We start from the raw sequence: 20,956 nt of genomic DNA, 5'->3' as shown, positions 1-20,956 counted from the left end.
GGGATCACTCCTCCAGCACGGCCAGCACGGCGTCGGCCTCCACGAAGTCGCCAGCGGCGGCACGCAGCTCCGCCAGCACACCGTCGCGGGGGGCTTTCAGGGCCAGCTCCATCTTCATCGCCTCCAGCACCAGCACCACCTCGCCGGCCTTGACCGCCTGCCCGGCCTGGGCCTGCACCAGCACCACCCGGCCCGGCATCGGCGCGCGGATGCGGTGGTCGCCGGCCGCCTCGCCGCCGCCGCCGTCGCGGTCGCCGGCATCGATCCGCAGGGTCAGCCGCGCGCGGCCATCATGCACCTGCACCAGGCCGCCTGCGACTTCGGCGCGGAAGCGGTGCATGGCGCCGTCGATGCGCAGGCTGAGCACGCCATCCTGCCAGCGCGCGCCGGCGAGGGCGTGGGTGTGGCCGTCGAGCGCGATCCGGTACTCGCCGCCGTGGCCATGCGCGCGCAGTTCGATCTTGCGCTCGCCGTGCAGCAGCTGCAGCCGACGCGCGCCGGCATGGCCCAGGCGCCAGCCGTCGGCCAGCGCCCACGGCGAGGTCGGGTCGGGCGAGGCGGCGGCCGCCGTGCTTGCCGCCGATTCCTGCGCCAGCAGGCAGGCGCAGGCGGCACCCAGCAGCGCGGACGGCTCCGCGGTGGCGGGGGCGAGGAATTCGTCGAGATGGCGATCGAGGTAGCCAGTGTCGATCCGCGCCTCCACCACCGCCGGGTGCCGCACCAGCCGCTCGAGGAAGGCCACGTTGGATTTCGGGCCGTGGATCTCGCAGGCCGCCAGCGCCTCGCGCAGGCGCGCCAGCGCGCGCGGGCGGTCCTCGTCCCACACGATCAGCTTGGCGATCATCGGGTCGTAGAAGATGGTGACGGTATCGCCTTCCACCACGCCCGCATCGATCCGCACATGCGGCGACGGCGGCGGCAGGCGCAGCGTCTTCAGCGTGCCCGAGCCGGGCAGGAAGCCGGCCTCCGGGTCTTCCGCGTACAGCCGCACCTCGATGGCGTGCCCGCGCTGGGTCACGTCCTGCTGCGTCAGCGGCAGCTTCTCACCGGCGGCGATCCGCAGCTGCCATTCCACCAGGTCCAGCCCGGTGACCAGCTCGGTGACCGGGTGTTCCACCTGCAGCCGGGTGTTGATCTCCATGAAGAAGAACTCGCCCGACGGCGCCACGATGAACTCCACCGTGCCGGCGTTGGCGTAGTCGATCGCGCGTGCCGCCTGCACCGCGGCCGCGCCCATCGCGGCGCGCAGTTCCGGGGTCAGGAACGGCGAGGGCGATTCCTCCAGCACCTTCTGGTAACGGCGCTGGGCCGAGCACTCGCGCTCGCCGAGGTGCAGGGCATTGCCGTGGTGGTCGGCGAACACCTGGATTTCGATGTGGCGCGGATGTTCGATATAGCGCTCCAGCAGCACGCGGTCGCGGCCGAAGGCGTTTCTCGCCTCGCGCTGGCAGCTTTCCAGGTGCGCGGCGAACTCGTCGGATTCGCGCACGATGCGCATGCCCTTGCCGCCGCCGCCGTGCGCGGCCTTGATCATCAGCGGGTAGCCGATGCGGTCGGCCTCGCGCTGCAGATGCTCGGGCGACTGGTCCTCGCCGGTGTAGCCCGGCACCACCGGGACGCCGGCGGCGGCCATCAGGTCCTTGGCGCCGGCCTTGCTGCCCATCTTGCGCATGGAGGCGCCGGACGGCCCGACGAACACCAGCCCGGCGGCCTGCACCGCGTCGGCGAAGTCGGCGTTCTCGGACAAAAAGCCGTAGCCCGGGTGGATGGCCTGCGCGCCGGTTTTCTTGGCAACGTCGAGGATGGCGTCGCCGCGCAGGTAGCTGTCCTGCGGGCGCGGCCCGCCGATGCAGTGCGCCTCGTCGGCCAGGCGCACGTGCTGGGCGTCGGCGTCGGCCTCGGAAAACACCGCGACGGTGCGGATGCCGAGCTTGCGCGCGGTGCGGATCACGCGGCAGGCGATTTCGCCGCGGTTGGCGATGAGCAGGGTGTCGAACATCATCGTGGCATCCAGTGCGGCGGGCGTTTTTCGAGGAAGGCGCTGATGCCTTCCTGGCCTTCCGGCGACACCCGCAGGCGGGCGATCAGGGCGGCGTTGTCGGCGTCCAGACGGTCGCGGTCGGTCGCGGCGGTGACGGCGCGCACCAGGTGCTTGGCGGCGGCGCTGGCCAGCGGGGCGGCCTTCAGCAGCAGGTCGATCTGGCGCTGCACGGCCGCGTCCAGCGCCTCGGCAGGCACCAGCTGGTGCAGCAGGCCGAGCCGCAGCGCCTCGGCGGCATCGAAAATTTCCGCGCTGGCGAAGTAGCGCCGCGCCTGGCGCGCGCCGATCGCGGCGATGACATAGGGCGAGATCACCGCCGGCAGCAGGCCGAGCTTGCTCTCGGTCAGGCCGAATTTCGCTTCCGGCACGCCGATGGCGATGTCGCAGCAGGCGATCAGGCCCACGCCGCCGCCGTAGGCATCGCCGTGGACGCGCGCGAGGGTGGGCTTGGGTAGCTCATCCAGGGTGCGCATCAGGCGGGCGAGGGCGAGCGCGTCCTTGCGGTTCTCCTCCTCGCTGGCGGCGGCCATGGCGCGCATCCAGTTCAGGTCGGCGCCGGCCGAGAACGCGGGGCCTTCGCCTTCCAGCACCACCACGCGCACGCCGGGGTCGGCCGCCAGCGCCTGCAGGGCCTCGGTCAGCTCCGTGATCAGCGCGGCATCGAAGGCGTTGCGCACCTGCCCGCGGGCCAGGCACAGGCGGGCCACCGGGCCGTCGCGGCGGAGCTGCAGGGCATTGCTCATGCGGGGGTCCATGCGGAAGTTGCCAGCCGTACATGATAGCCACTGGCGGCGGTGCTAGAATTGAGAACAATTCCCATTTGTCAGCACCCCCATGCTGTTGACCGAACTCCCGCGGCGGCAACCCGCTGTCGTCGATGCGGTGCAGGACCGCCTGCCCAATGATCCGGTGGCGCGTCGCCTGCGCGAGCTGGGGTTCGTGTCCGGCGAGCCGGTGGAGGTGGTGGCCGCCGGGCCGCTGGGCGCCGAACCGCTGTTGGTGCAAGTGGGCTTCACCCGCTTCGCGCTGCGCCGGATCGAAGCCGAGCGGGTGACGCTGCGCAGCGGTGATGCGGTCGAAGACGCGGCACGGGGCGGGGCATGAGCCAGGCCGCACTCCCGCGCATCGCCCTGGTGGGTAATCCCAACTGCGGCAAGACCGCGCTGTTCAATCTGCTGACCGGCAGTCGCCAGAAGGTGGCCAACTACGCCGGCGTCACCGTCGAGCGCAAGGAAGGCTGGCTGACCGCACCTTCCGGCCAGCGCTTCGCCGTGCTCGACCTGCCCGGTGCCTACAGCCTGCATGCCGCCAGCCTGGACGAGGCGGTGACCCGCGACCTGATCCGCGGCTTCTACCCGGGCGAGCCGGCGCCGGACCTGCTGGTGTGCGTGGTGGACGCCACCAACCTGCGCCTGCACCTGCGCTTCGTGCTGGAACTGCGCGCGCTGGGGCGGCCGATGCTGGTGGCGCTGAACATGAGCGACGTGGCCCGGCGCCGCGGGATCATGATCGACGTGCCCACACTGCAGCGCGAGCTGGGCGTGCCCGTGGTGGAGACCGTGGCGGTGCGCCGCGACGGTGCGCACGCGCTGCTTAAGCTGCTGGATGCGCCGCCCCCGCCGGCACCGCAGGCGAAGGCCCCAGTGGACGAAGCGGCCCTGCACGCCGAGGTGCGCCGGCTGCTGGCGCTGGCGGTGCGCATGCCGCGCCGCACCGCGGCGATCGACGACGCGCTCGACCGCTGGCTGCTGCACCCGGTGCTCGGGCTGCTGGCGCTGGCGCTGGTGATGTTCCTGGTGTTCCAGGCGGTGTATGCCTGGGCGACGCCGATGATGGACGGGATCGAGGCGGCCACCCGCTGGGTGGGCGACTGGGTGGCCGGCGCGATGGCGGACGGGCCGCTGCGCAGCCTGCTGGTGGACGGCGTGATCGCCGGCACCGGCGGGGTGGTCGTGTTCCTGCCGCAGATCCTGGTGCTGTTCCTGTTCATCCTCGCGCTGGAGGAATCCGGCTATCTGCCGCGCGCGGCGTTCCTGCTCGACCGCGGCATGGCCGCCGCCGGGCTGTCCGGGCGCAGCTTCATCCCGCTGCTGTCCAGCTTCGCCTGCGCGGTGCCGGGGATCATGTCCACCCGCAGCATCCAGGACCCGCGCGACCGCCTCGCCACCATCCTGGTGGCGCCGCTGATGACCTGCTCGGCGCGCTTGCCCATCTATACCCTGCTGATCGGCGCCTTCGTGCCGCGGCGCGCGGTCGGCCCGTTCAACCAGCAGGGGCTGGTACTGTTCGGGCTATATCTGGCCGGCATCCTCAGTGCGCTGGCGGTGGCTTGGACCATGAAGAAGTGGCGGCGCGACCAGAGCGAGCACCCGCTGCTGATGGAGCTGCCCTCGTATCGGGTGCCGCACCCACGCGACCTGCTGATCGGGCTGTGGGAGCGCGCGATGATCTTCCTCAAGCGGGTCGGCGGGATCATCCTTGCGCTGACCATCCTGCTGTGGTTCCTGCTCAGCTTTCCGGGCGCGCCGGCCGGTGCCACCGACCCGGCCATCAACTACAGTTTCGCCGGCCGCATCGGGCAGGCCATGACCGCGGTGTTTGCGCCGATCGGGTTCAACTGGCAGATCTGCATCGCGCTGATCCCCGGGCTGGCCGCGCGCGAGGTGGTGGTGTCCTCGCTGGCCACCGTGTACGCGCTGTCGGCGGCCAGCGACGATGCCGCCGCGCAGGCGCTGGCCCCGGTGATCCAGGCGCAGTGGCCGCTGGCCACCGCGCTGTCGCTGCTGGTCTGGTACATCTATGCGCCGCAGTGCCTGTCCACGCTGGTGACGATTCGCCGCGAGACCCATTCCTGGAAGCAGACCGGGTTCGCCGCCGGCTATCTGTTCGCGCTGGCTTATCTGGCCTCGCTGCTTACTTACCGCATCACATTGGTGTTGGGAGCAGGGGGATGATGATTCCGCTATGGCTGCAGTACCTGCTGGTGGCGCTGGCGGTGCTGGTCAGCGTGGCGGTGGTCATGCGCAAGCAGTTCCCGAACGCCACCCGCCGCCTGCGGATCGCACTGGCGCTGCCGCTGGCGCGCGCCGGACGGCCGGCGTGGATGCGCGCCCTGGCGCGCCGGATCGCGCCGTCGGTGCAGGGCGGCGGCAAGGATTGCGGCGGCTGCGACGGCTGCGGCTGAGCGCGCCTGCGGCTCAGCCGCGCAGGGCGGCGGCGGCGCGCGCGAGCTCGCCGATGCGCGCCCAGTCGCCCGCGCGCAGTGCCTCCTCCGGCAGCATCCACGACCCGCCCACGCAGGCCACGTTCGGCAGCGCCAGGTAGGCCGGTGCCTTGGCGGCGTCGATCCCGCCGGTGGGGCAGAAGCGCGCCATCGGCAGTGGCCCGGCCAGGCCCTTGAGCGCGGCCACGCCGCCGCTGGCCTCGGCCGGGAAGAACTTGAAGCGCTGCCAGCCGTGCTCCAGCCCGCGCATCAGCTCGCTGGCGGTGGCGATGCCCGGGATCAGCGGGATGTCGCTGGCCTGCGCCGCGGCATACAGCGCGTCGGTGGCGCCGGGCGAGATCGCGAAGGCGGCGCCGGCATCGCGCGCGCGGCGCAGGCCGGCGGCCTCCAGCACCGTGCCGGCGCCCACGCAGGCCTCAGGAAGTTCGCGCGCGAGCAGGGCGATGGCATCCAGCGCGCATGCCGTGCGCAGGGTGATTTCCAGCACCGGCAGGCCGTTCTCCACCAGCGCGCGGCCCAGCGGCAGGGCATCCTCCAGCCGCTGCAGGGTGATCACCGGGATCACCGGCGCGCGTGCGAACACGGCATCGACCAGGGCGTTGTGGCGGGCGGTGTCGAGCATCCGTGGCTCCTTGCGTCAGGCGGGCCCGGCGCGCAGGGCGCAGGCGGCGCCGAGCAGCCCGGGATGGGGATGGGTGATGATCTGGATCGGCACCGCTTCCAGCAGGGTGGCCATGCGGCCCTTGGCGAGGAAGCGTTCGCGGAAGGCGCTGCTGCGCAGGAACGGCAAAAAGCGCGGCACGATGCCGCCGGCGATCACCACCCGGCGCGCGCCGTGGATCAGCGCGCAGTCCCCGGCCACGCTGCCGAGCACCGCGCAGAACCGCGCCAGCGCGCGCCGCGCGGCCTGGTCGTGGCCGTCCAGCGCGGCCGCCACGATCTCCGCCGGTTCGCGCAGGGTCGGGCGGCGCAGGCTGCTCTCGCCGGGCAGCAGGGTGGCCGCCGGCGGCACCGCCGCACCGCGCAGCACCAGGTCGATCTCGGACAGGCCCTTGCCGCACAGCAGGCGCTCGGTGGAGGTGCGGCCGTGCTGGGCGGTCAGCCACGCGGCGATTGCGCGTTCCTCGTCGCCGATCGGGGCGAAACCGACGTGGCCGCCCTCGGTTTCCACCACCTGCCAGCCGCGATCTGGATCACCCACCAGCAGCGCCACGCCCAGCCCGGTGCCGGGGCCGAGTACGCTCACCGGCCCCTGCAGCGGCGCCTGCGGGTCACCGTGCAGGGTCACCAGGTGCTCCTCGGCCAGCGCCGGCACGGCCCAGGCCACCGCGCCGAAATCGTTGAGCATGCGCAGCTCGGCCAGCCCCAGCGTGCGCTGCAGCTCGGAGCGCGAGAACGACCAGGCGCGGTTGGTCAGCCGGATCTCGTCGCTGCCCACCGGGCAGGCCACCGCCAGCGCGGCGCGCGCCGGGGTTTCCCGCACCTCGGCCAGGTAGTGCTCGATGGCGTGCTGCAGGCTGGCGAATTCGGCGTTCGGCAGCGACTTCGAGGCGTGCAGCTCGATGCTCGGTGCCGCCAGGTCCACCAGCGCGAAGCGCGCATTGGTGCCGCCGATGTCGCCCACCAGCGCCAGCGTGGAGGTGCTCATGCCGGGTGCCCGAACAGGCTGCAGGCGCCTTCCTCGGCGGGGCCGACGTGGCCGCGCATCAGCCCGAACAGCTCGCGGCCGATGCCGCTGCGGTTGCCGTCCAGCGCCAGCGCGGCCGGCGTGCGTGCCTCCCAATCGGCGGCATCGACCAGCGCGTCCACGGTTCCGGCCTCGGCGTCGATGCGCACGGGGTCGCCATCGCGCAGCTTCGCCAGCGGCCCGCCGGCGGCGGCCTCGGGCGTGAGGTGGAGTGCCGCCAGCACCTTGCCCGAGGCGCCGGACAGGCGGCCGTCGGTCAGCAGCGCGACGCGCTGGCCGCGGTCCTGCAGCGCCGCCAGGGTGGGCATCAGCTTGTGCAGCTCGGGCATGCCATTGGCCCGCGGCCCTTGGCCGCGCACCACCGCGACGAAATCGCCTTCCAGGGTGCCGGCCTGGAACGCCGCCAGCAGGGCGTCCTGGGAGTCGAAGAGCCGCGCGGGCGCCTGGATGCGGCGGAATTCCGGGGCCACGGCGGAAATCTTCACCACCGCCCGACCGAGATTGCCCTGCAGCCGGAGCAGCCCGCCTTCGGTATCGAACGGCGCGGCCACCGGGCGCACGATGTCGGTATTCCCCGAGGTCGCCGGCGGGTCGCGCCAGCACAGGGCCAGATCGTCCAGATACGGCTGCATCGCCTGCCGACGCAGGCTGCCGCCGTGCACGCAGGCGATGTCTTCGTGCAGCAGGCCGGCGTCCAGCAATTGCGTGATCACGAAGCCCAGGCCGCCGGCAGCTTCGAACTGGTTCACATCGGCGGCGCCGTTCGGATAGATGCGCGCCAGTAGTGGGGTGGCGCGCGCGAGCTCGTCGAAATCGTCCCAGTCGATCCGGATGCCTGCGGCGCGGGCGATGGCGACCAGATGCAGGGTGTGGTTGGTGGAGCCGCCGGTCGCGGCCAGCCCGACCATCGCGTTGACGATCGCCTTCTCGTCGATGGTGCGCGCCAGCGGGCGATAGTCCCCGCCCAGCGCGGTGATGCGCAGCGCCTGCTCGGCGGCGGCCACGGTCAGCGCATCGCGCAGCGGCGTGTTCGGCGGCACGAAGGCGCTGCCCGGCAGGTGCAGGCCCATCACTTCCATCAGCATCTGGTTGGAATTGGCGGTGCCGTAGAAGGTGCAGGTGCCGGGCGCGTGGTAGGAGGCGGCCTCGGCCTCCAGCAGCTCCTCGCGGCTGGCCTGGCCGAGCGCATAGCGCTGGCGGACCTCGGCCTTCTGCTTGTTGGGGATGCCCGAGGGCATGGGGCCTGCCGGCACGAAGATCACCGGCAGGTGGCCAAAGCTCAATGCGCCGATGAGCAGGCCCGGCACGATCTTGTCGCACACGCCCAGGCACAGCACGGCGTCGAAGGTGTCGTGCGACAGCGCCACCGCGGTGGCCATCGCGATCACGTCGCGCGAGAACAGCGACAGCTCCATCCCGGCGCGGCCCTGGGTGACGCCGTCGCACATTGCCGGCACGCCGCCCGCTACCTGCGCGCTGCCGCCGGCGTTGCGCGCGGCCATCCGGATCAGCGCCGGGTAGTGCTCCATCGGCTGGTGCGCGCTGAGCATGTCGTTGTAGGCGGTGACGATGCCGATGTTGCCGCCGCGGCCGGCGCGCAGGGCCAGCTTGTCCTCGCCGGCCGCCGCGAAGGCGTGCGCGAGGTTGCCGCACGAGAGCTTGTGGCGGTACGGGCCCTGGATGCGCGCGGCGTCCATCCGCGCCAGGTAGTCGGCGCGGGTGGCGCGGCTGCGCTCGGCGATGCGGGCGGTGACGCGCTCGACGACGGGGTGCAGTGGGAGGCTCATCAGGGGCTCCAGTGAACGTGAACCGGCGCGCCGGCATGCAGCAGCGCGGTGACCGGGAAGGGTGCCTGCGGATCGCGGCGGGCCTGCTCCAGCACCGCGCGCTTGGCGTGGCCAGTCACGACCAGGTGCACGCTGCGTGCGCGCAGCAGGCGCGGCAGGGTCAGGCTGATGCGCGCGAACGGTGCCTCCGGCGGCAGCGGGTCGGGCAGGGTGGCGATGGCATCCACGCCGCTGTCCAGCGCCAGGCCCTCGGCCAGGTTGGCCGCGCCCGGGAACAGCGAGGCGATATGGCCGTCCGCGCCCATTCCGAGCAGCACCGCATCGAACGGTTGCGGACGCGCGGCGAGCAGCGCGCGCGCCTGCGCCAGCGAGGCGTCGATGCCGCCATTGGCGGCGGTGAGCGGATGCGCCACGATATTCCTTGGTTCGTCATTCCCGCCTACGCGGGAATGACGGGCAAAAGCGGGAGCCTCGCTGCCAAAAGCCGCGCGCAGGTGGCGCAGGTTGCAGGCTGGGTGGTCGTGCGGGACGCAGCGCTCGTCGGTGGGCACGGCATCGATCCGTGCATCGCGCAGGGCCTGCGCCAGCTGCGCGTACACCGGCAGCGGCGTGCGCCCGCCGGCCAGCGCCAGCCAGGCGTGGCCGCATCTGGCGATGGCATCGCGGCAGGCCTGCGTGAACGCGGCGGCGACCCCGGCGACCAGCGCGGGGGTGTCGGGATAGAGGTGCTCGCTGCCTGCCATCGCCGCGCGCCTGCTCATTCGCGCCAGCCGTGGCCCAGGCGGTCCACCAGCGAGATCGCGGCGCCCGGCCCCCAGGTGCCGGCGGGGTAGGGGCGCGGCAGCATGCCGGCATCGCGCCAGCCGGCGGCGATCGCGTCCACCCATTGCCAGGCGGCCTCGGTCTCGTCGCGGCGCACGAACAGAGTGCCGTTGCCCTCGATCGCATCCAGATAAAGGCGCTCGTAGGCGATGCGCCGGCGCGCGCTGGAAAATTCCTGGTGGAAGTCCAGGTCCAGCGCCACCTGCGACAGGCGCAGGCCGTGCCGGTCCAGGCCCGGGGTCTTGCTCATCAGGTCCAGCTCGATGCGCTCCTCCGGCTGCAGCTTGATCAGCAGCCCGTTCGGGCGCATGTCGGCCGCCGCGGCGCCGCCGAAGATCGAATACGGCACCTTGCGGAACTGCAGGTAGATCTCGGTGCTGCGCGCGGGCAGGCGCTTGCCGGTGCGCAGGTAGAACGGCACCCCGGACCAGCGCCAGTTGTCCACGTGCGCGCGCAGCGCCACGAAGGTCTCGGTGCGGCTGGGGCGGCCCAACTCCTCCACGTAGCCGGGCACCGCGGCGCCGTCGATCGCGCCGGCGGTGTACTGGCCGGCCACCGATTCGGTGGCGACGTTGCTGGCGTCGATCGCGCGCAGCGAGCGCAGCACCTTGATTTTCTCGTTGCGCACCGCGGTCGGGTCGAACCGCGCCGGCGGCTCCATCGCGACCAGGCACAGCAGCTGCAGCAGATGGTTCTGCAGCATGTCGCGCAGCGCGCCGGCGTCATCGTAGTAATCGCCGCGGCCCTCCACGCCCACTGTCTCGGCGACCGTGATCTGCACCTGCTCGACGTGGCGTGCGTTCCACAGCGGCTCGAACAGTGCGTTGCCGAAGCGCAGCGCGATCAGGTTCTGCACGCCTTCCTTGCCAAGGTAATGATCGACCCGGTAAACCCGCTCTTCATCGAACGCACGCGCCACCGCGTCGTTGATCGCGATCGCGCTGGCCAGGTCCTTGCCGATCGGCTTTTCCAGCATCACCCGGGTGCCGGGGCCGGCGGCGCCATGCGCGGCCAGCGCCTGGCAGGCGGGGCCGTAGAACTTCGGCGCGGTGCTCATGTGGTAGAGCACGTCGCCCGCGCGCAGCGCCTGCACGCGCGCGGCCAGCGCTGCCATCGAGGCGTCGTCGTCGGCGCTGGCGGGCAGGTAGTCCAGGCGCTCCAGCAGCCCGCGCAGGGCCTCCTCGCTGCGCTCGTGCGCGGGGATGCGCTGCTGGATGCTGTCGGCCACCAGCTGCGCGAAGCCCTCGCGGTCCAGCTCGCTGCGCGCGGTGCCGAGGATGCGCATGCCCTCCGGCAGCAGGCGTTCGGCCTGCAGGCTGTACAGCGAGGGCAGCAGCATGCGCTGTGCCAGGTCGCCGGTGGCGCCGAATATGGTCAACAGCGAAGCGTGCGTGGCAGGCGTCACGGACATCGGTTCCAGGCTTGGGTTTTCCCGAGCTTAATACGCTTCGCCGTCGGGATTGCGGTGCACACGATTTCAGTGCCGGCCGCCGCCGGGGTCGCGGCCGGCCTCGATGCCGCTTCAGGCGCCCGGCGTGCGCGGCCGCATACGTCTAGGTATGTCGCGGGGCGGTGTTTAGAATCGAAACCCTTTCCCCTTGGGCCAGTCCATGACCCGCGCGTCTTCCTTCACCCGCGAGCAGCTGCTGGCCAGCGCGCGTGGCGAGTTGTTCCCCAACAGCCTGGCCCGCCTGCCGGCCGACCCGATGCTGATGTTCGACCGCATCGTCGAGATCAACGACCACGGCGGCGCGCATGGCAAGGGCTTCGTCCGCGCCGAACTGGATATCCGCCCGGACCTCTGGTTCTTCCAGTGCCATTTCCTCGGCGATCCGGTGATGCCGGGCTGCCTGGGTTTGGATGCGATGTGGCAGCTGGTCGGCTTCTACCTGACCTGGCTGGGCGCGCCCGGCCGTGGCCGCGCGCTGGGCTGCGGCGAGGTCAAGTTCAGCGGCCAGGTGCTGCCCACCGCGAAGGTGGTGAGCTACGAGATCGACATCAGCCGCGTCATCAACCGCAAGTTGGTGGTGGCGCAGGCGGATGCGCGCACGCTGGTGGATGGGCGCGAGATCTACACCGCCAAGGACCTGCGGGTCGGCCTGTTCACCTCCACGGAAAGCCTTTGACATGCGTCGCGTCGCGATCACCGGAATGGGCATCACGTCCTGCCTCGGCAATGACCTCGATACCGTCTCGCGCGCGCTGCGCGAGGGGATTTCCGGCATCCGCACCTTGCCCGATGCGGTCGAACGCGGCCTGCGCAGCCAGGTCGGCGGCGCGGTCCAGCTCGACCTCGAGGCCGCCATCGACCGCAAGCTCAAGCGCTTCATGAGCGATGCCGCCGCCTACAGCTACCTGGCGCTGCGCGATGCGATCGCCGATGCCGGCCTGGACGAGGCGCAGGTCAGCCATCCGCGCACCGGGCTGATCGCCGGCTCCGGCGGCGGCTCCAGCCGCTGGCAGGTGGAGACCGCCGACATCGCCCGCAGTCGCGGCGCGCGCAAGGTCGGTCCGTACATGGTGCCGCGCACGATGTGCTCCACGGTCTCGGCCAACCTGGCCACCGCCTTCCACATCAAGGGCGTCAGCTATTCGATCAGCGCCGCCTGCGCGACCTCCGCGCACTGCATCGGCGCGGCCGCGGACCTGATCCGCCACGGCGCGCAGGACGTCGTGTTCGCCGGCGGCGGCGAGGACCTGGACTGGACGATGACGGTGATGTTCGACGCCATGGGCGCGCTGTCCACCGGCTACAACGATACGCCCGAACGCGCCTCGCGCCCGTACGACGCCGGCCGCGACGGCTTCGTGATCGGCAGCGGTGGCGGCATGCTGGTGCTGGAGGACTGGGACCACGCGGTCGCGCGCGGTGCGCGCATCCATGCGGAGCTGGTGGGCTACGGCGTCACCAGCGACGGCGCCGACATGGTCGCGCCGAGCGGCGAGGGCGCGGTGCGCTGCATGCAGATGGCGCTGGCGGGCGTGCGGCGCCCGGTGGATTACCTCAATACCCACGGCACCTCGACCCCGCTGGGCGACATCGTCGAGCTGAAGGCGGTACGCGAGGCCTTCGGCGATGCCATGCCGCCGCTGTCGTCCACCAAGGCGCTGAGCGGGCATTCGCTGGGCGCGGCCAGCGTGCACGAGGCGATCTACAGCCTGCTGATGCTGCGCGACGGCTTCATCGCCGGCTCCGCCAACATCGACGTGCTGGACCCGCAGGCGGAGGGCTTCCCGATCGTGCGCGAGAGCCGCGACGCGCGCCTGGACGTGGTGATGTCCAACAGCTTCGGCTTCGGCGGCACCAACGCCGCGCTGGTGTTCGCACGCGCCTGAGCCTCGCGGGGGTGTGAGCGCCCTCCCGAGGCTTGGTTCGACGTCGAAAGGCCGCTATACTTGCCCGCTTACCCGGCCATCCCGGCCGCTGGGCAACACTGGAAACATCATGGTCAAGATCCGTCTCACCCGCGGCGGCGCGAAGAAGCGTCCCTTCTACCACATCATCGTCACCGACAGCCGCAGCGCCCGCGACGGCCGCAACATCGAGCGCCTGGGTTTCTACAACCCGGTGGCGCAGGGCCAGGAAAAGCGCGTCGAGCTGAACCTCGAGCGCATGAAGTTCTGGGTGGACAATGGCGCCCAGATGAGCGACAAGGTCGCCGACCTGTACAAGACCGCCGCCAAGGCGGCCTGATCCGGATGCGCTCCGGCATGGCGCCCGCGGGTGCCGCCGGACTGGATGCCGAAATGAACGCACCGTCGGCTGGCCAGCGGATGATCGCCGTGGGTCGGTTGCACGGTGCGTTCGGCGTGCGTGGCGAAGTCAAGCTGGAGAGCTATACCGAGCCCGCCCGCGCGATCGCGCGCTACCAGCCTTGGACCCTGCGCGATGGGCGCGGTGGCGAGCGCCTGTGCGAAGGCGCGAAAGTGCGCGCCGGCGGCAAGGGCCTGATCGCCACCTTGCCGGGGGTCGCCGACCGCGATGCCGCCGAGGCCCTGCGCGGGACCGAGGTGCTGGTGCCGCGCAGCGCGCTGCCGCCGCCGGCCCCCGGCGAGTATTACTGGGTGGACCTGGAGGGCCTGCGCGTGGCCAACGTCGAGGGCGTGGACTTCGGGCGCGTGGCCTATCTGTTCGACAACGGCGCCAACCATGTGCTGGTGGCGCAGGGCGAACGCGATCGCATGATCCCGTTCGTCCAGCCCGACTTCATCCGCAGCGTCGATTTCGCCTCCGGCCTGGTGGTGGTGGACTGGGACCCGGACTTCTAGGCGCCCGCAGGCATGCGCTTCGACATCATCAGCCTGTTCCCGGAGTTCGTCGCCCAGCTCGCGGCCCATGGCGTGGTCGGACGCGCCGGCGAGCGCGGGCTGCTGGCGATCCACGGCTGGAACCCGCGGGACTTCGCCGAGGGCAACTACCGCCGGGTGGACGACCGCCCGTTCGGCGGCGGCCCGGGCATGGTGATGCTGATCGACCCGCTGCGTGCGGCGATCACGGCTGCGCGGGCTGCCGACCCTGCGCCGGCGCGGGTGGTGTACCTGAGCCCGCAGGGGCGGCGCCTCGACCAGCGCAAGGTGCGCGAACTGGCGGCGCTGCCGCGGCTGGTGCTGCTGTGCGGCCGCTACGAAGGCGTGGACGAGCGCCTGCTGCAGGCCGAGGTGGACGAGGAGTTGTCGATCGGCGACTACGTGCTTTCGGGTGGCGAGCTGGGCGCGGCGGTGGTGGTCGATGCGGTGGCCCGGTTGCTGGACGGCACGCTGGGCGATGCCGAATCCGCGGCCCAGGACAGTTTCGAGGGCGATGGGCTGCTGGACTGCCCGCATTACACCCGCCCGGTGGAACATCCACTGGGCCGGGTGCCGGAGGTGCTGCTGTCGGGCAACCATGCTGAAATCGCGCGCTGGCGCCGGCAGCAATCGCTGGGCCGGACCTGGCTGCGCCGCCCCGACCTGCTGGACGAGGCCGCGCTGTCGCAGGCCGACCGCGCCCTGCTGGAGGCATTCCGGGTGCAGTGGCTGGCGGCGGCCGGCGAGCCGCCGGATGGGGACGCCTGAGCCGTTCGCGTCCCGGGGCGTGCAAGCGCGCGACACGCAACGGAATTTCCCGCTATAATGCGCGGCTGGGCCTGCGCCCGGTTGTTCCAGATTCATCCGCTACACCAGTGCCATGACGCGGGTCCACGTGCACTCGCGCAACAACGACTCCAACAGGCGCGTGCCGTTGCACGCAACACATTCAACAGGTTGATCCCATGAACAAGCCCTCGATCCACGCCCTCGTCCAGGACTTCGAAGCCGCCCAGGTGGCGCGCAAGCTGCCGGAGTTCGGCCCCGGCGACACCGTCGTCGTCAACGTCAAGGTGAAGGAAGGCAACCGCGAGCGCGTGCAGGCGTACGAGGGCGTGGTGATCGCCAAGAAGAACGCCGGCCTGAACTCCGCGTTCACCGTGCGCAAGATTTCCCACGGCTACGGGGTCGAGCGCGTGTTCCAGACCCACAGTGCCTCGATCGACTCGGTGGAAGTGAAGCGCCGCGGCGCCGTGCGCGCCAGCAAGCTGTACTACCTGCGTGGCCTGGAAGGCAAGAAGGCGCGCATCAAGGAAGACCTGGCCGGCAACGCCAAGGCCAAGGCCGCCGCGGCCGCTGCTGCTGCCGCCGCCGCCGAGTAAGGCGCTTTCGCGACCCTCGCGACGCCCCGCGACGGCCACCCTCGGGTGGCCGTCTGCGTTTCCGGTGCGCAGGACGCCCTACATGCAGACCCCCGACGATATCGCCAGCGTCCGCCTCGACCTGTGGCTGTGGGCCGCGCGCTTCTTCAAGACCCGCGCGCTGGCCAAGCACGCCATCGAGACCGGCAAGGTCGAGGTCGGCGGGCAACGCGCCAAGCCCGCGCGTGGCGTGCGGGTGGGCGATGCGCTGGTGGTGCAGCGCGCGGAGGAGCGCTTCGAGATCGAAGTGCTGGCGCTCAGCGATGCGCGCGGTCCGGCCAGCGTCGCCCAAGCCCTGTACCGCGAATCCGAGGCGTCGCGGCAGGCGCGCGCGCATGCACGCGCGCAGCGTGCGGCCGAGCGCGCCGGCTTTCAGCCGCCCGAAACCAAGCCGGACAAGCGCGCCCGCCGCCTGATCCGCGCGCTGGGCGATATCGACGCGCTGTAGCCCGCGCCCGCGGTTGCCGCGCGCTCACGCCCCACGTTCCACGCCCCGAACTCCACGACTCGCGACCCGCGCCTATGCCGAACGCAGGGGGCGCATAGGCCGTTTCGGGAATAGCGATGGCGCCCGCGGGTCCGCATCCTGCCCGGCATCGCAAGGTGTTTGCTGGAGAGGCAGATGACGGTGCTCAGGAACGGGTCCAGCGGGCCCGAGGTGCGGCGCCTGCAGGAGGCGCTGAATCGCAAGCTGCCCGGCTGCAGCCTGCGCGCGGACGGCAGCTACGGCCCGCGCACGCAGGAGGCGGTGCGCCGCTACCAGGACCAGGCCTGGCTGGTGGTGGACGGCGAGGCCGGCCCCTGCACCCAGAACGCGCTGTTCGATGCCGAGGCCTATCCGGCGGTGCAGCACCTGCGGCCGTTCATCCCGCAGCCGACCAATACCACCTGCTGGGCGGCCTCCACCGCGATGCTCAAGCGCAGCAGCGTGGCCGCGGTCAAGGCGGCCACGCCGTCCGATATGTGGGACGACGCGGGCGGCCTGCACAACGCCTCCGACCTCGCCAACTGGCTGCCGCTGACCGAGCGCTACGCGCGCGCGCACGGCCTGCGCTTCTATCCCCCGGCGTCGTGGACCCCGCAGGCCTTCGCCGCGATGGTGCGGCAGGGGCCGGTGATGGTGGACACCCTGTGGAACGCGGGCGGCTACCTGAAGCGCATCCCCAGCGGCTACCAGGGCAGCCCAGGACACATGACCCTGGTGGTGGGCGTGCGCGGCGACAACGACCCCAGCGGCCGCGGCACCACGTTGATGGTGTACGACCCGTGGGAACCGAACGTGGGCCGGCGCTGGCGCGTCAGCTACTACCGCTGGATGAGCGAAGTCTCCACCCGCACCTACCGCCTGTTCCAGTAGATCAGTCCGCGCCCGGCTGCGGCGGCAGGTCCACGTTGCGCTGGAACTCGAAGATCAGCCGGGTCTCGATGTGCGCCACTTCCTCGCGCTCGGTGAAGGCGGCCAGGGTGAACTGGCGCAGGTGCTCGCTGTCGCGCACGCCGACATGGGCAAGGAAATCGTCCGCGCCGGCCACGTGGTAGCAGGCCAGCACTTCCGGCAGGCCCAGCAGGTGGCGGTGGAAGCCGTCCACCAGCGCCCGCGAGTGGCGCGCCAGCCGCACCGACACCATCGCCTGCAAGCCGATGCCGATGGCCTCGGGCGCGATCTCGGCGTGGTAGCCCAGCAGGATCCGCGCCTCGCGCATCCGCCGCACCCGTTCCAGCGCGGTGGACGGCGCGATCCCGGTCTTTTCCGCGAGATCCTTGTTCGGCAGGCGCGCATTCTTCCGCAGCAGCCGCAGCAGGGCGTAGTCGATTCGGTCGAGCATGCAGGTTCCCCGGAAAATCGAAATATCATTCGGCATTGGAAATCAAAGCCGAAGCAGCTTCTAGGATAGCGGCATTCCACCGCACGAGAGGCCGTCATGCACCGTTTCCAGACCACCGCCGTCCACGCCGGCCGCGACGACTTCGGCGCGCTGTGCGTGCACGCCCCGCCGCTGGACCTGTCCACCACCTATCCGATCGCCGACCTCGCAGTGGGCAGCGCCAGCTTCGACGCGCTGGTGGGCGGCGGCGCCACGGCCGCCAACCCGATCTACGCGCGCCTGCACAACCCCACCGTGGCCCGCGCCGAGGCCGCGATCGCCGCGCTGGAGGGCACCGAGGCCTGCGTCGCCTACGCCTCCGGCATGGCCGCGATGACCGCGGTGCTGCTGGCGCGCGCGCAGCACGGCAAGCACGTGCTGGTGGTGCGACCGCTGTACGGCACCTCCGACCACCTGCTGGCCAGCGGCATGTGCGGGCTCGAGGCGGAGTTCGTGCAGGCCGACGAGATCGCCGCCAGGCGCCGCGCCGACACCGCGCTGGTGGTGATCGAAACCCCGGCCAACCCGACCCTGCAGCTGGTGGACATCCGCGCGGTGGCGGCGGCGGCCGGCGAGGTGCCGGTGCTGGTGGATTCCACCTTCGCCACCCCGGTGCTGCAGCGCCCGGCCGAGTTCGGCGCCGCCTACGTGCTGCACAGCGCGACCAAGTTCCTCGGCGGCCATGGCGACGTGATCGCCGGGGTCGTCTGCTGCGACGAGGCGCATGCGGCGCCGCTGCGCACCGTGCGCGCGGCCACCGGCGCGTTGCTGCATCCGCTGGCCGCCTACCTGCTGCATCGCGGGCTGCCGACCCTGAAGCTGCGGGTGGAGGCGGCGCAGGCGAACGCGCAGGTGCTGGCGCAGCGCCTCCAGCAGCATCCGGCGGTGGCGCGGGTGTTCTATCCGGGCCTGGCGGGTGCGCACGGTGCGCAGCTGGTGGGCCGCCAGATGCGCGGCCCCGGCTGCCTGATGGCGTTCGAGCTGCACGGCGGCCACGCCGCGGCGGCGGCCGTGATGGCGGCGGTGAAGGTGATGACGCCGGCGGTCAGCCTTGGTTCGGTGGACACCCTGATCCAGCATCCGGCCGGCCTGACCCACCGCATGGTGGACGACGCGGTGAAGGCGGCCACCGGCATCACCCCCGGCCTGCTGCGGTTGTCGGTGGGCATCGAGGACGTCGAGGACCTGTGGGACGACCTTGCGCAGTCGCTGGCGGTCGCGTCCGCGTCCGTGGAGTGATTGGGCGGGTGGCGCACTTCCGCGGACGGGAATGCGCGTTATCCGGATGAAAGTACGGATACAGATGCAATCGCAATCGGGCCGGGGCTGACACAGGCCCTGCCGCGGCCGAGCAGGGCGCGCGGCGCGCTGCGAGGCGCACACATGGCAACGGCCGCTTGCGCGGCCGTTGCCAAGGCTGCCTGCGGGGGGAGGTCAGGCGTGCAGGTCGAAGCGGTCGGCGTCCATCACCTTGGTCCAGGCCGCCACGAAGTCGCGCACGAACTTCTCCTTGTTGTCGTCCTGGGCGTACACCTCGGCGTAGGCGCGCAGGATCGAGTTGGAGCCGAACACCAGGTCCACCCGGGTGGCGGTCCACTTCAGCGCACCGGTCTTGCGGTCGCGCACTTCGTAATGGTCGCCGGCCTTGGCCCAGGTGTAGGCCATGTCGGTGAGGTTGACGAAGAAGTCGTTGGTCAGCGCGCCGACGCGGTCGGTGAACACACCATGCTTGCTGCCGCCGTGGTTGGTGCCCAGCACGCGCATACCCCCGATCAGGACCGTCATTTCCGGTGCGGTGAGGCCCATCAGCTGGGTGCGGTCCAGCAGCAGTTCCTCCGGGCTGACCACGTAGTCCTTCTTCAGCCAGTTGCGGTAGCCATCGGCCAGCGGCTCCAGCGGGGCGAACGATTCGATGTCGGTTTGCTCTTGGCTGGCATCGCCGCGGCCGGGCGAGAACGGCACCGGCACGTCGAAGCCGGCGGCCTTGATCGCCTGTTCCAGCCCGACGTTGCCGGCCAGCACGATGACGTCGGCCAGCGAGGCGCCGGCTTCGCGCGCGATCGGCTCCAGCACCGCCAGCACCCGCGCCAGCCGCGCCGGCTCGTTGCCTTCCCAGTCCTTCTGCGGGGCCAGGCGGATGCGCGCGCCGTTGGCACCGCCGCGCATGTCGGAGCCGCGGTAGGTGCGCGCGCTGTCCCAGGCGGTGCTGACCATGTCGGCCACCGACAGCCCGCTGGCGGCGATCTTCGCCTTCACCGCGGCCACGTCGTAGTGGGCGTTGCCGGCCGGCACCGGATCCTGCCAGATCAGATCCTCGGCCGGCACGTCCGGGCCGATGTAGCGGGCCTTCGGGCCCATGTCGCGGTGGGTGAGCTTGAACCAGGCGCGCGCGAAGGTGTCCTTGAAGTACTCCGGATCGGCCATGAACTTGCGGCAGATCGCGTTGTAGATCGGGTCCACCTTCATCGCCATGTCGGCGTCGGTCATGATCGGGTTGCGGCGCTTGGTGGGATCCGTCGCATCCAGCGGCTTGTCCTCTTCCTTGATGTCCACCGGCTCCCACTGCCAGGCGCCGGCGGGCGACTTGCGCAGCTCCCACTCGTGGTTGAACAGCATGTCGAAGTAGCCCATGTCGAACTGGGTGGGCTTGCTGGTCCACGCGCCCTCGATGCCCGAGGTCATGGCGTTGGCGGCCTTGCCCTGCATGTCGGGGTTCGCCCAGCCCAGGCCCTGCTCGGCGACGTCGGCGCCTTCCGGGTCGGGGCCCAGGCGGTCGGCGCGGCCATTGCCGTGGGCCTTGCCGACGGTGTGGCCGCCGGCGGTCAGGGCCGCGGTCTCCTCGTCGTCCATGGCCATGCGCTTGAAGGTCTCGCGCACTTCCAGCGCGGTCTTGGCCGGGTCGGGCTTGCCGCCCACGCCTTCCGGGTTGACGTAGATCAGGCCCATCTGCACCGCGGCCAGCGGGTTCTCCAGCGAGTCGGGCTTGTCGTCGCTCTCGTAGCGGTCGCGGCCCAGCCATTCCTTCTCGGAGCCCCAGTAGATGTCCTTCTCGGGATGCCAGATGTCCTCGCGGCCGAAGCCGAAGCCGAAGGTCTTCAGGCCCATCGACTCATAGGCGATGTTGCCGGCCAGGATCATCAGGTCGGCCCAGCTGATCTTGTTGCCGTACTTCTTCTTGATCGGCCACAGCAGGCGCCGCGCCTTGTCCAGGCTGACGTTGTCCGGCCAGCTGTTGAGTGGGGCGAAGCGCTGGTTGCCGGTGCCGCCACCGCCGCGGCCGTCGGCCAGGCGGTAGGTGCCGGCCGCGTGCCAGGCCATGCGGATCATCAGGCCGCCGTAGTGGCCCCAGTCGGCCGGCCACCAGTCCTGGCTGTCGGTCATCAGCGCGTGCAGGTCCTTCTTCAGCGCGGCCACGTCCAGCTTCTTCACCTCTTCCCGATAGTTGAAGCCCTTGCCCATCGGGTTGGTCTTGGTGTCGTGCTGGTGGAGGATGTCCAGGTTCAGCGCGTTCGGCCACCAGCTGGTATTGGTGGTGCCGGCGGCGGTCATCGCGCCGTGCATCACCGGGCACTTGCCGCCGTGCTTGGATTCGTTCATAGCCATGGTCCTCTCCGTTGGTCGATGGTCGGTTGGGTGGTGTGGGCCTGGGTGCACCGGGAATCCAGCGTCGGCCGACTTCGTGACTGTAGTGCGCGCCAATCGATAGGTGAAGTTTCATTTTGAAATGCAATCAATAGCTGAAGGCTATTGGTTGACTGGAAGGGCGAAGCCCGCGCATGCGTTCGGGCAATAGGCTTCGCCGCCTGCAGGCCAACGCCGCCGT

General features: G+C 71.2%; 21 protein-coding genes. 12 read left to right on the top strand and 9 right to left on the bottom strand.

Annotation, left to right across the window (positions count from 1 at the left end; all coding sequences use genetic code 11):
- Positions 1–4: 4 nt before the first annotated feature.
- Together EDC34_RS01135 and EDC34_RS01130 are read right to left on the bottom strand one after the other, a co-directional pair.
- Positions 5–1,999 (bottom strand): acetyl/propionyl/methylcrotonyl-CoA carboxylase subunit alpha, encoded by a 1,995-nt coding sequence (locus tag EDC34_RS01135; protein WP_114959265.1) that lies wholly within the window; start codon positions 1,997–1,999, stop codon positions 5–7.
- Positions 1,999–2,784 (bottom strand): enoyl-CoA hydratase-related protein, encoded by a 786-nt coding sequence (locus tag EDC34_RS01130; RefSeq protein WP_114959010.1) that lies wholly within the window; start codon positions 2,782–2,784, stop codon positions 1,999–2,001. The genes EDC34_RS01135 and EDC34_RS01130 overlap by 1 nt, the downstream gene beginning before the upstream one ends.
- Positions 2,785–2,875: 91 nt before the next feature.
- On the opposite strand from EDC34_RS01130, the gene EDC34_RS01125 reads away from it, so the two are divergent.
- The 3 genes from EDC34_RS01125 to EDC34_RS01115 are packed head-to-tail and all read left to right on the top strand — an operon-like array spanning position 2,876 to position 5,225.
- Positions 2,876–3,145, top strand: a complete 270-nt coding sequence (locus EDC34_RS01125) for a FeoA family protein (RefSeq protein WP_114959009.1) — start codon at positions 2,876–2,878, stop codon at positions 3,143–3,145.
- Positions 3,142–4,995: a ferrous iron transport protein B gene (gene feoB, locus EDC34_RS01120; RefSeq protein ID WP_114959008.1), complete on the top strand. Its 1,854-nt coding sequence runs from the start codon at positions 3,142–3,144 to the stop codon at positions 4,993–4,995. Before EDC34_RS01125 ends, feoB begins: the two co-directional genes overlap by 4 nt.
- Positions 4,992–5,225 (top strand): DUF6587 family protein, encoded by a 234-nt coding sequence (locus EDC34_RS01115; protein ID WP_240311028.1) that lies wholly within the window; start codon positions 4,992–4,994, stop codon positions 5,223–5,225. The genes feoB and EDC34_RS01115 overlap by 4 nt, the downstream gene beginning before the upstream one ends.
- Before the next feature lie 13 nt (positions 5,226–5,238).
- Here the strand turns inward: EDC34_RS01115 and EDC34_RS01110 are convergent, their stop codons facing one another.
- Genes EDC34_RS01110 through zwf form a run of 5 tightly spaced genes read right to left on the bottom strand, consistent with a single transcriptional unit; the run spans position 5,239 to position 10,938 of the window.
- Positions 5,239–5,886 carry a bifunctional 4-hydroxy-2-oxoglutarate aldolase/2-dehydro-3-deoxy-phosphogluconate aldolase gene (locus tag EDC34_RS01110; RefSeq protein WP_114959007.1) on the bottom strand — a complete coding sequence of 216 codons (648 nt, stop codon included), beginning with the start codon at positions 5,884–5,886 and terminating at the stop codon, positions 5,239–5,241.
- A 15-nt stretch (positions 5,887–5,901) separates the two neighbouring features.
- Positions 5,902–6,912: a glucokinase gene (gene glk, locus EDC34_RS01105; RefSeq protein ID WP_114959006.1), complete on the bottom strand. Its 1,011-nt coding sequence runs from the start codon at positions 6,910–6,912 to the stop codon at positions 5,902–5,904.
- A complete protein-coding gene (gene edd / locus EDC34_RS01100; protein ID WP_114959005.1) occupies positions 6,909–8,738 on the bottom strand; it encodes a phosphogluconate dehydratase in 1,830 nt (609 codons plus the stop codon). The genes glk and edd overlap by 4 nt, the downstream gene beginning before the upstream one ends.
- Positions 8,738–9,499 (bottom strand): 6-phosphogluconolactonase, encoded by a 762-nt coding sequence (gene pgl, locus EDC34_RS01095; protein ID WP_114959004.1) that lies wholly within the window; start codon positions 9,497–9,499, stop codon positions 8,738–8,740. Before pgl ends, edd begins: the two co-directional genes overlap by 1 nt.
- On the bottom strand, positions 9,496–10,938 hold the full coding sequence (gene zwf, locus EDC34_RS01090) for a glucose-6-phosphate dehydrogenase (protein ID WP_338067034.1): 1,443 nt from the start codon (positions 10,936–10,938) through the stop codon (positions 9,496–9,498). Before zwf ends, pgl begins: the two co-directional genes overlap by 4 nt.
- Positions 10,939–11,170: 232 nt before the next feature.
- On the opposite strand from zwf, the gene fabA reads away from it, so the two are divergent.
- The 8 genes from fabA to EDC34_RS01050 all read left to right on the top strand — a co-directional run bounded on the left by fabA (position 11,171) and on the right by EDC34_RS01050 (position 16,625).
- Complete coding sequence (gene fabA / locus EDC34_RS01085) at positions 11,171–11,686, top strand: 3-hydroxyacyl-[acyl-carrier-protein] dehydratase FabA (protein ID WP_114959002.1); 516 nt, start codon at positions 11,171–11,173, stop codon at positions 11,684–11,686.
- Between the two features lies 1 nt (position 11,687).
- On the top strand, positions 11,688–12,896 hold the full coding sequence (gene fabB / locus EDC34_RS01080) for a beta-ketoacyl-ACP synthase I (RefSeq protein ID WP_114959001.1): 1,209 nt from the start codon (positions 11,688–11,690) through the stop codon (positions 12,894–12,896).
- Between the two features lie 109 nt (positions 12,897–13,005).
- Positions 13,006–13,254 carry a 30S ribosomal protein S16 gene (gene rpsP / locus EDC34_RS01075; protein WP_114959000.1) on the top strand — a complete coding sequence of 83 codons (249 nt, stop codon included), beginning with the start codon at positions 13,006–13,008 and terminating at the stop codon, positions 13,252–13,254.
- A 53-nt stretch (positions 13,255–13,307) separates the two neighbouring features.
- Positions 13,308–13,829 carry a ribosome maturation factor RimM gene (gene rimM / locus EDC34_RS01070; protein WP_114959263.1) on the top strand — a complete coding sequence of 174 codons (522 nt, stop codon included), beginning with the start codon at positions 13,308–13,310 and terminating at the stop codon, positions 13,827–13,829.
- Between the two features lie 12 nt (positions 13,830–13,841).
- Complete coding sequence (gene trmD / locus EDC34_RS01065; RefSeq protein ID WP_114958999.1) at positions 13,842–14,615, top strand: tRNA (guanosine(37)-N1)-methyltransferase TrmD; 774 nt, start codon at positions 13,842–13,844, stop codon at positions 14,613–14,615.
- A gap of 197 nt (positions 14,616–14,812) precedes the next feature.
- A complete protein-coding gene (gene rplS / locus EDC34_RS01060; protein ID WP_114958998.1) occupies positions 14,813–15,229 on the top strand; it encodes a 50S ribosomal protein L19 in 417 nt (138 codons plus the stop codon).
- A gap of 82 nt (positions 15,230–15,311) precedes the next feature.
- Positions 15,312–15,716, top strand: coding sequence for an RNA-binding S4 domain-containing protein (locus EDC34_RS01055; protein ID WP_114958997.1), 405 nt, complete (start codon positions 15,312–15,314; stop codon positions 15,714–15,716).
- 174 nt (positions 15,717–15,890) lie between these two features.
- Positions 15,891–16,625, top strand: coding sequence for a peptidoglycan-binding protein (locus EDC34_RS01050; protein ID WP_114958996.1), 735 nt, complete (start codon positions 15,891–15,893; stop codon positions 16,623–16,625).
- Position 16,626: 1 nt separating this feature from the next.
- Here the strand turns inward: EDC34_RS01050 and EDC34_RS01045 are convergent, their stop codons facing one another.
- Complete coding sequence (locus EDC34_RS01045; RefSeq protein WP_114958995.1) at positions 16,627–17,094, bottom strand: Lrp/AsnC family transcriptional regulator; 468 nt, start codon at positions 17,092–17,094, stop codon at positions 16,627–16,629.
- 96 nt (positions 17,095–17,190) lie between these two features.
- Between EDC34_RS01045 and EDC34_RS01040 the strand changes: the two genes are divergently transcribed.
- Complete coding sequence (locus EDC34_RS01040; RefSeq protein WP_114958994.1) at positions 17,191–18,372, top strand: trans-sulfuration enzyme family protein; 1,182 nt, start codon at positions 17,191–17,193, stop codon at positions 18,370–18,372.
- A gap of 195 nt (positions 18,373–18,567) precedes the next feature.
- Here EDC34_RS01040 and katG read toward each other — a convergent pair whose 3' ends face one another.
- Positions 18,568–20,730: a catalase/peroxidase HPI gene (katG, locus tag EDC34_RS01035; protein WP_114958993.1), complete on the bottom strand. Its 2,163-nt coding sequence runs from the start codon at positions 20,728–20,730 to the stop codon at positions 18,568–18,570.
- Between the last annotated feature and the right edge of the window lie 226 nt (positions 20,731–20,956).

Source organism: Thermomonas haemolytica, assembly GCF_004346265.1.
GTDB lineage: Bacteria > Pseudomonadota > Gammaproteobacteria > Xanthomonadales > Xanthomonadaceae > Thermomonas > Thermomonas haemolytica.
This window is presented reverse-complemented; position numbering and strand designations above follow the sequence as displayed.